Consider the following 13,688-nt stretch of genomic DNA (forward strand, 5'->3'; position numbering starts at 1 on the left):
CGCGACCGGCTAAGCGCGCCCCCGGTGGTGCCGGCGTCATTCTGGGAACACGAGCCGGTGCGGATCGCACTCGCGGAGCGGCACCTCGGGCGGGTGATCCGGGCGTACCGGCACCACCCGTACCACGGGCGGACGGCGTTGCCGCAGGCCGTGATAGCGGGATGGTTCAGCATCACGCAGGCGCAGCTGAGTCGTGTGGAAAAGGGGCCGCGACTGGTGCACCTTGATCGACTCACACACTGGGCGCGGCTCCTGCGCATCCCCGCCGAACGCCTGTGGTTCACGCTCCCCGATTCGGATCAGGAAGCAGCCAACGGCGCGACGCAAGGAGATCAGCTTGCTTTTCGCGGCTCGGAGGGACGATCCGCCCACGAACTTGGTCGGCAGGCTGACGAAGGGCGGCGTGCCTTGCTCGCCGGGATCGCGGCCGTCGCCGCCGGAGCGGGCCTGCTGGGCTGTGCTGACTCCACACGTCATCGGCGGATCGGTAGCGCCGACATCGTTCGCCTAAACGCCATCCTTGAGCTCTACCGATCAGTCGATTACGAGTGCGGCGGCGGACTCCTCTACCGAGAGGTCGACCGATTCGCCCACGCGGTGTTCGCGCTGCTCGACTCGTCACACTCGGAAGCGTTGACGCCGGGACTGGTCGCCTCCGTCGCCGCCGCGCGGCAGTTGGCTGGCTGGACTGCTCTCGACGCGGGTCGACACCCGGATGCCCAGCGCCACTTCATGGCCGCGGAGCGGGCGGCTCAGACGGCCGGCCAGGCTCTACTACTGGCTCGAATTCGCTACTGCCAGGCCCGGCAGTTGCAGCATCAGAAGCAGAATCGGGACGCGCTGGCCACACTGCAGCTTGCCCGCGCCCAGCTCGGGGCGGCGGGGACGCCGGGAGTGGCAGCCATGCTGTTCGGTGCGGAGGCCGCTTCGCTCGCCGCGCTCGGCAACCGGCCGGCCGCCCTGTCGGCGCTCGGCAGGGCGAGCGAGGAGTTCGACCGCATTATCGCGGACCGGGAACCGGAGTGGATGCGCTTCTACGACCGAGGCGAGTTGCTGGCGCAGTACGGCCGCGTCTACCGGGACTTCGCTCGGAATGACCGGAAGTACGCCGCCGAGGCGGTGCACTGGGTGGACGAAGCCGTGGCGGCACTCGGTCCGCAAAACGTCCGCAGCGCTCTGCTGAACAAGATCGGCCTGTGTAGTGCCCTGTTCCTCGCCGACGAGCCGCAACGGGCCTTGCCCGTGGGCGCCCATGTAGTCAAGCACGCCGGGAGACTCAGCTCCCGAAGGGTCATCGACCGCGTCCGGAACCTGCGGCGAGACCTCGCCCAGCACCACAGGAATCCTGAGGTCGCAGACTTCGCGCGCGTCGTCGCCACCATCGCGCCTACTGCCGCATGAGTGAGACGGGCCGCTTCACGCAAGCGGCGATGACGGCTGCCTTGCACCAGATCGCCGATGACCTGAGGGTGCCGGCAGACGACGCACATCTGCTGCGGCTGACCAACAATGCGGTCTTCGCTCTCCCTGCCGCGGGGATCGTCATCCGGATCGCCCGCTCACATCGGCTCCACGACCGCGTACCCAAAGTTGTTCAGCTCGCGCAGTGGTTCGCCCAGGTCGACGCCCCGACCATCCGACTCGCACCGGGCCTCGGGCGGCCGGTACAAGTAGGTGATCTGATGGCCTCAACCTGGCAGTACGTGCCGCCGACAGTGCCGGCACCAAGCGTTGAGGATCTTGGCCGGGCGCTGCGAGAGTTCCATGCCCTTGGCGCTCCGCCGTTTCCGCTGCCCTCGTGGGACCCGGTCGGAGACGCTCGCCGGCGACTCGCCGATGCGGAAGGGCTCGCCGAAAACGACCGCGACTACCTGCTCGACTGGTGCAACCGCCTCGAACCACGAGTCAGCTACCTCAGGCAGCATGCGGCAGGAGGACTTGTTCACGGCGATGCCCACGTAGGCAACCTGCTACGCGCACCATCGGGTCGTATCCTGCTCTGCGACTTCGATGCCACGTGTGTCGGCCCCTGGCAGGTCGACCTCGCCGCGGTCGCAGTCGGTGAAGTTCGCTTCGGTCGGGCCGGATCACACGGAGCGCTGGCAGCCGCATACGGCCACGACGTCACCACCGACCCGGACTGGCCACTACTACGTGACGCACGCGAGCTAAAGATGATCGCGGCTGCCGCACCGCTCCTAGCCAGCTCGGCGAACGTGGTGGGTGAATTTGCGACCCGACTCCTGTCAATCAGGAACAACAATCCTCACGCCCGGTGGACACCCTTCGCCGAGCTGACACAGCCAACGGCCATCGGCGGACGGTGAAACTCCTGCTCTTTGACAAGATTAGAAGCAGAATCCTGCTGCGGGGCGACGAGCTGCAGGACTGCGTGCAACCTCCTCGAAGCGCGAGTGCAAACGAAGCAGCACCTCGGCGTCGAGGGCGGCGTAGGTCACCTGGCTCTCGGTGAGAGGTCGCCGGGTCCAATCCCCGGCCTGCTCCCTCTTATCGAGCTCCACGCCGAGCTCACGCGCGCAGACGTCGCGAAGGCTGTGGCCACTAGCGGCGCGGCGGAGCCGGCGCGACACGTCGCGCGTATCCAGCACGGCATCCAGGGCGAAACCGTGCCGGCCGAGGACTTCGCGCTCGAATGAGGCGTAGTGGATCAGCTTCGTCGTCTCGGCGCTCGCGAACAACCGGCCGAGAGGCTCCAAATCGGGAAGCTCGAGCGCGTCGATGAGGTAGGTCGCTTCCCGACCCGCCACCTGAATCAGGCAGAGCGTGCGATTCGCGAGTGTGGTTTCGACGTCGAGGCCTACGACGGGTTCGGACACCAACGCGGCGACCGCTGCCTCGAGCTGCGGCTGCGTGCGCACCCAGAGCAGCGGTCGACCATTCTCTCGACGCAGGAGGGGCAGGTCCGCGAGGGTCCCCTCGAACTGGGCGATGCGCTCCGCGTCGCCACGGGTTAGCGTCCGAACGCCATCAGGCAAGCGAGCTAGACTGGTTTCGGTCCCCGAAAGCCACCGCCAGGCACCTCCGACGTCGAGCAGGTAGCCGGCGACTACCTCGCGCTCGACCCACGGCGGCATCAGCGGTTGGAACTTGCTGAGGCGATAGCTCGGGAGCGATTCGCCGACCTGTGACCAGAGGCGGTGGTTCTCCCAGAATTCGGGCTCCGCCAGCTTGGTGAGCGCATCCCGGAACCGGCGCCTATCAATATCCTCACCCCGCACCTTGATCAAGAAGTTGTCAGGGATGACCTTCCAATCTCCCCCGACCGCTTCGAGCGCGTATCGAAGCGTCGCATTGATGCGCCCTCCGGCGAAGGTCCACCAGCGAATCTCCCCCTCGTCGAACTCGATGCCTCCGCGCTGGGAGTCGATGATTTCGCGCATGGAATCGCGATGCTCGGCGAGCACCGCCCACGCCGCGTCGTCGAGGTAGGGAAAGCGCTCATCGCTCAGGAGCACCGACAGAATGCGCTGGCAGACGTCGAAGCCGAGGAACTGCGGAAGAAAGCCGCCCCACGTGGGCTGGCGTCCACGGGGGGCCGCTTCGACGACCACGCGGCGATCCTCGTGCCGCACTTGAAGGACGGCCCATGCGCGTCCCCCGAGCAGGAAGCTGCTGACGCCATCGACGAGTCGGTCGACGAAGGCCTGGTTCAACGAGCCGAGAGGCTGGCCGCCGGCGGTTTGTACCGTGTAGGTTTGCGGGCTTGAGAAGACCGCAAAGAGCTCCATGAAGTTCTTGCGCCCGAAACGGCGTTCCGCTTTCGGCCCGAGGACCAGCCGGCCCCCTACGAGCCGTAATGCGCCGTCGCGTACCATCCATTTCAGTAGACGATCATATTCGGCCCGGTGAATGCCCTGGAAGTCCGATACGCCCGCCAGGTGCTCCCAGGCGTCGTCGGCGGCGATCCCGTCACTCGCCAGCGCCATAGCAAGCAGCTGGTGGATAAGCACCGGCCAGCAGCGACGCTCTACCTCGACCGCTTCGACCCAGCCGGCCTTGGCCAGCTCGACCAAGGCGATGGCCTGCAGTACGCCCTCGGTCGTCTGACAGAAGAACGTGGTGTTGGCTGCTTGCCCCGCTCGCCGCCCCGTTCGCCCCATGCGCTGCAGGAACGAACTCACGGTGTCAGGCGCTTCCGCCTGCAGGACCCGATCGAGGTCGCCGACGTCGATGCCCAGCTCCAGGGTGGAGGTGCACACGATGCAGGCGTCGCTGCCGTGATGAAAGCGCTCCTCAGCGAGCTGGCGCTCTTCTCGAGACACTGCGCTGTGGTGGACGAACACGGCGGTGCCGTCGCGCCTCATGTACTCGGCGACCGCCTCCGTGGTGGAGCGGGACTGGCAGAAGAACAGGCTCTTCTGCCCCGTCGCGACGCGCGCCGCGTCACGGGAAAGCTCTGCGAGATTCCGGCGATGGGCAACCAGGACCTGCCGACGCCCCGGTTGCTTCGGAGGGCTGACCACGCGTCCCGGCCGATTCGATGTGCCCTGGAGCCATGTGAGAATCGCCTCTGGGTTGCCAACGGTCGCGGACAGCCCCACGCGCTGGACGTCATGCTTGGAGATGCGCGCCAGGCGTTCGAGCACGCTCATCAAGTGGGCGCCCCGGTCGGAACCTGCCAACGCGTGGACCTCATCGATGACCACGGTCCGCAGATCGGCGAAGAGCTTGTTCTCGTCCACACGCGGCGACACCAGCATCACTTCGAGCGATTCCGGCGTCGTCATCAGGAGCTCGGCAGGTTCCCTGAGAAACTGACGGCGGGGGTGGTCCGGCGTGTCGCCGTGCCATACGAAGCGCCGTAGGCCGACCATCTCGGTGTAGAGCCCGAGTCGGTCAGCCTGGTTGTTCAGCAGCGCCTTGATGGGCGCGACGTAGAGTGCGCCTACCCCTTCCGGCTCGTTCTCGACCATTTGTGAAAGGGTCGGGAACATCGACGCTTCGGTCTTGCCGCCGGCGGTGGGTGCCAAGATGACCGCGTTGTCGCCAGCAAGCAGCGCCTCGCCCGCCTCTTCCTGCACCGGACGCAGGCTCGACCAACCGAGCCGGGAAACGATCGCCTGTTGCAGGCGCGGTGCGAAGCGGGCAAAGACGCTCACCACACATCCTCGGTCGGCACCAACCCGTCCGCCTCGTCATCGAGGTCGACGAGGCGAGCACCGGAAAGGACATACTGCTCCTCGGTGCTGAGCTCCTTGGCCTGAAACCCGTGCTCAGACATGGGCTCGTAGTCCGCATGTTCCTCGACCAGGTCGAGCTGGGTGACGAACTCGCGCAGGAACTGGCGCGGCACCACGCCGACGTCACCCTTGAAGCCCGCGGTCACCTCCGCCACCAGCCGCTCCACGAAGGCCGTGCTGATCTTCTGGTCGAGGCGGCCACGGTCCGACGTGGGGAATAGCTCCCGAAGACGAAGGGCGACCGACCGAAGCCGATCGGCGTCGAAGGGGACGAGCTCGAGCTGGGCCTGTCGCAAGCTAGCGAAGCGGCCCTGCTTCAGGAAACGGATCCGGTCGTGAAGCGGCGCGAGGCCAGCGACGCCATGCCGCGTGTCGAAGAATTCCGGCGTGCCCGTGAAGACCCACGCCATGCCGGGATAGCTGCCCGCTGCGTCGGCAATCTGCCGAATCCCGTTCAGCGACTTGTGCCGCGAATCCGAACGCATGCGGAGGATGGTTTCGGCCTCGTCGATGACGATGATGAGCCCCGCGTAACCGGCAGCCTTCACGATCTCGAGCACTCCCCGCAGGTAGTCGAGGGCATCGCGGCTCTCAATGTCCCCCTTGATGCCGGCGGCCTTCTTGGCCGATGCGGCGACGTTGCCGCTGCCGCACAGCCAGGAGATGAGAGCTCCTGCCTCCGCGACTTCTCCCTTCTGCTTCAGCTCGAAGATGGTCTGAATGACGCGAACGAAGTCCTGGGGCGCTTGACCGCCCGTCATGGCCGCGAGGTCTTCGGCGAGGCGCTTCTGCACCTTGGCGTCGAAGGCTGGGTCCGAGTCGTCCTCTCCGGCCGCGACGAGGCTTTCCTCCACGCGGCCGATCCACCGGTCGAGGACGTCGCTCAGGGCTCCTCGTGAGCATGACGCGGTCCCGAGCTCCGTCAGCACCTTGCGATACACATCGTCGAAGCGGTGGAACTTTAGATCATTGTCGGAGACCACGACGAAGCTGGTCGCGAACCCCCGAGCCTGCGCATCCAGCAGCGCGAGGCGCGCCATGAAGGTTTTGCCGCAACCGTAGCCGCCGCGGAGGAACTTGACGGTGCCCTCGCCGCTCCTCGCGAAGTCGAGCTGTCGATGCAGTTCTCCGCGTTGCTTTTCGATGCCGACGGCGAACGCGTCGATACCCCGCTCGGGCACGAGGCCTTTGCGTAGCGACTCGAAGACGTGCTCGACGTCCTTCTGGGTCAGAATGCTCATCCGCTTCCCTCACGTACGTATCGCTTCACTCCGGCCACGACGGCGATGCGCACGTCGAAGGGGGCCTTCTGGGCATACGCCTCGAACTGGATGGCGAAGCGCCGCAGGCCACGCGGGCCGCCCAGCATCGCGGCGGCCTCGTTCTCCGTGACCGTGCCGTGCGCCGCCAAGTGCTCGAACACCTGCCGGACCCCCGACTCGGGGAACTGCTCGAGCCAGCTCGCACTGCTCGCCCCGACGCTCGCTGCTGGTGCGGGCGGTGGTGACGATGGCCCCCGCGTCGCCGTGACCGCGAAGCGCGCATCCGGTACGCACGGCACCACGTCCGCCACAGCGCTCGGGTGGTGGATCTCGATGAGCGCACGCGCGTCGACGGCTCCGGAGAGTCGGAAGAAGAGCTCGAAGCGTTCACCGACGGTCGCGACGACCATGCCGCCCGCGATCCGCGCCTTGCCGCGGGTCTGGCAAAGCTCGACCTGCACGCCCTCGGCGTCAGGGACGCGCAGCGCGAGCTCGACATCCCTTGGACTTCCGAAGTCCAACGACCGCTGCGCGAGGACCTCGACCTTGGCTTCGATGCAGTGCATCCCACCCACGCCCTCGCTGGCCTCGGCTTTTATGCCGTACTGCACACTGCTCCCGCCGGCCGCCGTGCGATGCAGCACGGTCAGCACCGGTATGACGCGCTCCTGCAAGCTGTTGCCGCCGTGGACAAAACTCATGGACCGCCGACCGGTATCGAAGACCGCCGTGGTCTCCGGGAACATCACGTGCCCGTTCACCCCCTCGTAGCGGAGGTCCGCCAGCGCGACCCTGACCTCTCCCGCGTGATCCGCCGCCACCGGCGAGAAGACATGCCTTCGTTTTGGATCGATGCGACGACCATGGGCCTGGGCGGATGCGGCACTGTCGTCCAGCAAGAGAAAGCCGTGGTCGCTGGTGAAGACGAAACGACGCACGCCCGCGTCTCGAAGCAGACGCCAAGCGGCGCGCAGCTTCTGCATGACGTGGTCGAACACGGCGGGGCCGACGCCTTTCTCGCCGGCGTTGTCGATCTCCTGGCTGTGGACGACGACCAGGCGTGCCTGGGCGACCGAGCGCTTGAGCGAGGTGCTGTCGCGGCTGACCACCTCTTCGAGGGTGAGCCATGGACACGTGCCACCGCCGACCCGGTCGTGGATGGCACGCTTGCGGGTTTCGGGGTCAGACACACGAAACTCGCCTGTCTGAAAGCCCTGAATCCCCCCGGTGTCGCTCGCCATTGAAACGCGCAGACGCCCGTTCTTTTCGACAGGCGCGAGCACGTTCATGCCCACCTCAGTCACGGTGGGGAGCTCGGCAAGCCGGGGTTTGAGCAGCACGGTGGTGGCCGGGGTGCCTTCCATCTGGCGGTAGAGCTCCTCGCCCATCTCGAACCGCAGGGCGTCGACGACGAAGTATGCGGTCGTTCCGGCTTCCTGGGTCAGCGGCTTGACCACCTCATCGAAGAGCGTCCGCTGCTGTTGCGAAGCGCCTGTGAGGAAGCCATGTGCCTTGCAGAGCGCATTGAATTCGCGCGCCCAGGCATCGGCCCACACGCGCCAGGCACGGCGCATCCCGTCGAGGCGCGTCCGCAGGGTCTCGAACTCGGGCAGCTGCGGGTAAAGCAAGGCCACCCGCCGTTGCTCGAGCTGCCGATGCGCTTGATCGGCGGCGGCGCCGCGCTGGACGTAGACGCTCACGGCGGCTTCCAGGCCGCTGCCAGCGCTGGTGCTGACCCCCAATCGCTCGCCCGCACGCGCGATGGCCTGACCGAGACGGGCCGCGTCGCGGACGAGCTGCCAGGCGGACTGTCTCGTGGGATCGTCTCGAAGCCAGAACGAGGCGCTTGTGGGCTTGGTGTCCACGCGCAGCTCGGCCCACTCGGCAGCGAGGTCATAGTTCGCGCGCTCGAGGGCTGCCAACGCAGCCTTGAGGACTTTGTCCTCTTCGAACCGGAACGTGTCGATCTTGCCGAGGTCTTCGGCCCGGGCCGCCTCGACCTCATCGGCGAGCAATGCCTCGGTCTCATCTGCCGTCCGCTGGTAAAAGCCCGCGTGGCGCTCCCGGAGGTGGGCCGCGACGGCGCGGCAGCTCTCGATGACCGGGCGCGGCAGGTCCGCGGCGTGGGCGAGATGTGTGTCAACGGGCGCGCGGTTCAGGTCGTCCACATACTCCACGCAGAGCGCCCAGCTTGCTGCGGCGAACGCTACATCCTCGGCGCGCGGTCGCGAGGGCGGAAGCGTGGTATCGCGCCAGTAGCCCGGGAGGCCGACCCACGCCGCGAGACGTTCCCAGAGGGCATCCTCGTCGTCGAGTTGGCGTATGCGTTCCGCGACGAATCCCCCGGTGAGCAGATCGTCGAAAACGGCCGTTGGTTTCATCGCCCGGAGCTGTGCTGCGGTGCCGCCTTCGGCGTCGTCCATCAGTGCACTCAGCCAAGCGTCGGCCCCCGCGAGCGTCATGTCGGGCTGCGCCTTGAACGAGGCGATCTGATCGGGGCGCACCCGTCCCGCGGCGGCCTCGGTAATGAGGGTGTCGAGCGCCTTCCGGTACCGCACGCCGGCCGCGTAGAGCTCGAAGAGCGGTGTGCTGCGCACGGTCTCCTCGGTGAAGCCCGGCAGGTGGATGACCAGCGGCACCTTCTCGGTTCCGGCAGCGACCCCGTCAAGCGCCATCATCAGCGACAGGTGGCTGCCTCGGAAGGCGTGGACCTCGTAGGGCAGCGCCCCGGAGCCACGCAGTGCCCTGAGGCGGTCGACGAACCCTCCGTAGTGCCCAGTCTGGTCAAGCCACACGACCACGCCCTGCCGGCGCACCCACGAGCGCAGGTCCGCCTCGAGGCTCGCGGACACAGGGCCGCCGAGCTCTGCGGTCGATGGCTGTGGTGCTGCTGCCGTCGTCACGTAACGTCTTCCTCGCTCTGCTCAGCGTCTCCGTAGGCGTCCTCGTCCTGAGCGTCCTTGTCATCGAATAGCTCGGCGGGCGGGACGAGATTGGCGAGGAAGCCCTGGCGCTCGCGCACCTTCTCGGGGTGCAGCCCTTCGAACGCCGCGCGGGCCTCGGGCTCATCGGGGGCGAGGATGCGCAGCTCGGCGCCCTGCTTCTCGGCCAGGCGCAGCTCCATCTCCCACAGCTCGCCCGGGTAGTCGGTCCACAGGCCGCGCTCGAGCACGAGCATCTCGGGGACAAGTTTTCGGCCCTTGCCGCGGCCCATGCGGCGCGTTGCCTCCTTCTCGATGGCGGCGAGGGCTTCTGCGGGGTGGTCGCGCAAGAAGGCGTCGCGGTGGGGGCCGTCACCGCCGTCGCCGAGGTCGCGGCCACCCGGGCGATACGGCGCCTCCCTAATCTTAAAATCGGGGCCGATCTCGTCCTGAAGCCGGAGTTCCCAGGCCCAGGCGCGCGCCGGGTGGTAGCGCCAGAAGCAGCCGTGGGCGACGCCAAGGCTCGGGTCCCCCTTGCACTTCTTGTCAACTCGTGTGGGCCAGTAATGCATAACCAGGTGGGCCCAGTCGTAGTCCTTGCGGCCGCTCGCGGTGGCGAGCTCCTTCCACCACTTCTTCGGGTCTTTCCACTGCGGCTCGAGGAGCGGCCACAGGGCGGCGGAGTTGATCATCACGCCGTCGTCGAGGTCAAGGATGTAGCGGGCGTCCTGCTCGCGGGAAGGACACTTGTTGTCGGTCGGCGGCGCGCCCCGGTCGGCGCACTGCTCGACGTCGGCGATGAATGCCTGCAGCTCGTCCCGGGCTCTGAGCAGCCAGCTAAGCTGCTTCTCAGCGGCCCGGGTGGCCTTCTTATCGGCGCCGTTGCAGGCGGCGCGTAGGTCGGCCAGTTCGCCGTCGAGGCGGGCGAACGTCGGCACCAGGTGGTCGGCGAGCAGCACCTGCATGGTTTGCTCGTTCATTCGGTGGATGTTCACCCAAGCCACGAAGGTCTTGCCTGACGACGAGAGCGGCCAGTGGATGGGCCGGTTCTCGTACATGCCCTTGTGGACGTCCTTGAAAAAGTCGAGGGCCAGCCAATCGCGCAGGCTTCCCTTTGTGCCGTTCGCCGGGCGGTGCTGGGTCCAGGCAGAGTGCAGCGGCGCGGCCGCGGGATGACCGAGGCCGTCGCGGCGATCCTCGGCGTCGAGCGTGGTGTCGAGGAAGAGGATGCCGTGCGGGAGCGCGTGCGAGAGGTTCGCGGTGGCCGGGTCGAGGATGCCTTCGGCGGCGCTGCCGGCAGGGCCGAAGCGGCCGAGAGCGACGCCAAGGGCGAAGCTCAAGTGGTCCGTGGGGGACTCGGGGTCGAGCTGCTCAACGTACTCGGGGAGCGGCGCGCCGTCGGGACGGTCGACGGCGGCCTGGGCCCAATGCTGTGCGTGGCGCCAGGGGGAGGGGCCGGGTCGACGGAACTCGACGGAGGGTTCGCGGATGCTCTCGCGTACCTTGAACGCGTTGACGACGTGCTTCCAGATGGTGTCGGCGTCTGGCACGGGGAACAAGCCAATCCTGTCGATATCCCCAGGCTGGACGTTCACCGTCGGATTCACATCATGGACGAAGACCGCCGTTGCAGTCTTATTCAGCAGAGCAACCGTTTGCCCGACGTCAGCGGGAAAGACGCTGGGCGAAGCGCAGTCGAAGACGCTCCGGTACATAGTCGCCCGAGCGCGGAAGTTGGTCCCGATTTTTGGAAGCGCAACCAGGGGTCGGAAGTAATACTCTGTCGCCTGAGGATAAGCTCCATAGGCCCGCTCAAGGGTGACACAGACCTCAAGGCCGTTGAAGCTCCAGTCGATGATGTCGCACACATCCTCGAGCCAGGCGCGGCCTGCGGCCCCCATCACATGAGGAACGAAATGCAGCTGGGCTGCCGACGGCGGTGAGCTGTCGATTGGACAAAGGAGGATCGCAGAGGGCTGGACCTCCCAGGGGCGGCGGATGAATCGAGCATTGTTCGACGTGCGCACTCCAACCCGGGACTCCATTTCTGACTTTAGCTTGGGGGTCGCCGTGTAGCGTTCGATGAAGTCTGACGTCCACCAGTATGCGAGTGGCCAGTCTTGAACTGCGCGTAGCGCGGCTGGGTCGAAGGTGCGCCGGCCCTCGTGGCAGAGGGCGGCCGCACGCTTGCGTTGGGTTCGCTCCGCGTCCCGCGACTTGTCCTCCCGTGGCGTCGGACAGAGTGCCTTCGATTCCTTGGTCGAGTTAGCCCGCGCAAACGTCGACACGGCGACACTCACAACCTCGTCCGGCACGTCCTCGAAGGCTCCGCGGTCGAAGTCGCCGAGCGCCCGCAACCCGTGCGTCCCCAGCAGATGCTCTCGCAGCCCGGAGTACTGCTTGATGAACATCCAGTTCCGCATCGTAAGCATCGCCGAAACGCCGCCGTTGCGCACAAGCTCCAGCCCACGCAGCAGGAACGCCGCAAACAGGTCGGCCTTGCCGAGCGGGTACGTCTTCTCGACATACTTCGCGTCCGCCATCTTGCTCGTGCCCTGGTACGGCGGGTTCGCCACCACCAGGTCGTAGGCCCCCTCACGCACCAGCCGCACGAAGCGCACGCCCGCCGCGAGCTGCTCACCGCGCAGCCGCAGACCGAGGTCATCGCCGCCGGTGTGCTTTGCCAGGAAGCTCTCCAGCAGGTCGAGCAGGGTGGCCTTGGCCTCGTCGCGACCGATGGCGACGCGCTCGGGCTGAGGCTTGAAGCCGCTGAACAGGTCACCCTGCTCGGCGATCACCCGCCCAAGCACCGCCTCGTGTCGCTCCAGGGCCTCATCGACCGCCGCGTCTACCTTGAGCAGGCTGCCAAGATGGTCGGCGCCGCGCAGGGCGTGGATCAGCTTGTCGGTTAGTCCGCCCGGGATGCCTGTCTCGCGCTCGACCTCCCGGCGCAGCTCGACTAGCGCCGGATCGTCGTCGGCCAAGCTCGCAAGGCGTAGGTTCGACGCGACCAGGTTCAGCCGCTCGGGCCGGGCGTCGGGGGTCACCTGCCGGGCCTTGAGCCACAGGGCCGCCGCCGCGATCTGCACCGCCCGCGGGTCCAGGTCGATGCCGTGCAGGTTGTGGGACAAGATGTGTTCGACAATGGCCCGGTCGGACCAGCGCTCCCCACCGGCCTCGCCCCGATGCCGGGCTTCCTCGCGGTAGAGCGCCACCAGCAGGTCGAGCGCCACGACCAGGAAGTGCCCCGAGCCGGCCGCAGGATCGAGCAGCTTCAGCTCGCGCACGGTCTCGGGCGCCTGCGCTACGGCGTCCTCGGGAATCGACTGCGGCACATAGTAGGCCCAGCGGCGCTCGGCCTCGGTGTGCAGCGGCATCAGGTCGGTAAGCACGACCTCGCGCGACGTGCGCTTGGCCCGCCACTCCACCCGCCGCTCCTCCAGACGGTCCAGCGTGCCGTCCGCTTGCACCTCGGACTTCCACCCGTGCTTCTGGCATATGGCCAGCCACATCGGCCCCAGGCTGTTCTGGAGCAGCCAGTCCACCATGTAGCGCTCGGTGAACATCTGCGTTTTACTGGCGATCTCGTGCGGTTCGACTTTGCCGCCGCCATTGAGCTTGTCGTCGAGCGCCTCGCGCTCGGGGTCGTTCCAGTATTGGTAGACCCACCCGAGCGTCATGTCGTCGGTCCAGCAGGTTTCGAGCGCCTCGGCGTTGAGGGCGTCGACGACATGCCGGAGCGTCGCCGCCGGGATCGAAACGAGGTCGGCCACACCCGCGGGCCCGTAGAGGCCGGGCAGCTCGGTGGCGAGATCCTCGAAGGTCAGGCGCAACAGAAAGGCATAGCCCTCGGTCTCATCGCCACGCACGAGCCCCGGCGCGAGCTGCCGGAAGTCCTTGTAGGCGCGGCTCTCCCAGCCACCGGTCACCACGGCGGGCGCACGAAGTGGTTCGCCCGAGCGGCCCGGCGCCTCCATGAGCCGCAGCAGCACCAGCCGGTTCAGCAGCGTGTAGGCGGCCTGCTTCTCAACCTCGCGGCGGAAATCCTCCGCTGACCGGCTGGACTTAGACCTGGCCTTGGTGGCGCCCTGTGCTCGCAGCTGCTCGGCCACCCACGCCTCCAGGCGGCCCCGCCGGGTGCGCGCAGCCTCGTCGAGTCCTGCGTCGCGGGCGTGCACCGAAAGCCGGTAGGCCATCTCGGTGGCGGCGTGGAGGTCCTCCAGCAAGCGAGCACGCAGGGAACGGATGGTTATCGAGAGCGCGCGCTTGGCGTCGGAAGTCATGGACATGGTCGTCGTCCTCCG

6 protein-coding genes are annotated in these 13,688 nt (G+C 67.3%); 2 read left to right on the forward strand and 4 right to left on the reverse strand.

Annotation, left to right across the window (positions count from 1 at the left end):
- Positions 1 to 57 precede the first annotated feature (57 nt).
- On the forward strand, positions 58 to 1,401 hold the full coding sequence (locus NCC78_RS00545; protein ID WP_250791040.1) for an NsdA family TPR-like regulatory protein: 1,344 nt from the start codon (positions 58 to 60) through the stop codon (positions 1,399 to 1,401).
- On the forward strand, positions 1,398 to 2,327 hold the full coding sequence (locus tag NCC78_RS00550) for an aminoglycoside phosphotransferase family protein (protein ID WP_250791042.1): 930 nt from the start codon (positions 1,398 to 1,400) through the stop codon (positions 2,325 to 2,327). The genes NCC78_RS00545 and NCC78_RS00550 overlap by 4 nt, the downstream gene beginning before the upstream one ends.
- Before the next feature lie 21 nt (positions 2,328 to 2,348).
- Here the strand turns inward: NCC78_RS00550 and NCC78_RS00555 are convergent, their stop codons facing one another.
- Genes NCC78_RS00555 through pglX form a run of 4 tightly spaced genes read right to left on the reverse strand, consistent with a single transcriptional unit; the run spans position 2,349 to position 13,673 of the window.
- Positions 2,349 to 5,120: a DEAD/DEAH box helicase gene (locus tag NCC78_RS00555; protein ID WP_250791044.1), complete on the reverse strand. Its 2,772-nt coding sequence runs from the start codon at positions 5,118 to 5,120 to the stop codon at positions 2,349 to 2,351.
- Complete coding sequence (gene brxD / locus NCC78_RS00560; protein WP_250791046.1) at positions 5,117 to 6,442, reverse strand: BREX system ATP-binding protein BrxD; 1,326 nt, start codon at positions 6,440 to 6,442, stop codon at positions 5,117 to 5,119. The genes NCC78_RS00555 and brxD overlap by 4 nt, the downstream gene beginning before the upstream one ends.
- On the reverse strand, positions 6,439 to 9,366 hold the full coding sequence (gene pglZ, locus NCC78_RS00565; protein ID WP_250791048.1) for a BREX-6 system phosphatase PglZ: 2,928 nt from the start codon (positions 9,364 to 9,366) through the stop codon (positions 6,439 to 6,441). Before pglZ ends, brxD begins: the two co-directional genes overlap by 4 nt.
- The gene (pglX, locus tag NCC78_RS00570) at positions 9,363 to 13,673 is read right to left on the reverse strand and encodes a BREX-6 system adenine-specific DNA-methyltransferase PglX (RefSeq protein WP_250791049.1); all 4,311 of its coding nucleotides are present in this window, start codon (positions 13,671 to 13,673) and stop codon (positions 9,363 to 9,365) included. The genes pglZ and pglX overlap by 4 nt, the downstream gene beginning before the upstream one ends.
- Positions 13,674 to 13,688 lie beyond the last annotated feature (15 nt).

The organism is Micromonospora phytophila (assembly GCF_023656545.1).
GTDB classification, from domain to species: Bacteria; Actinomycetota; Actinomycetes; order Mycobacteriales; family Micromonosporaceae; genus Micromonospora; species Micromonospora phytophila.

Coding starts and splice junctions, on each gene's coding strand:
- pglX (WP_250791049.1), bottom strand. CDS start 13,673: ATGTCCATGACTTCCGACGCCAAGCGCGCGCTCTCGATAACCATCCGT.
- NCC78_RS00550 (WP_250791042.1), top strand. CDS start 1,398: ATGAGTGAGACGGGCCGCTTCACGCAAGCGGCGATGACGGCTGCCTTG.
- brxD (WP_250791046.1), bottom strand. CDS start 6,442: ATGAGCATTCTGACCCAGAAGGACGTCGAGCACGTCTTCGAGTCGCTA.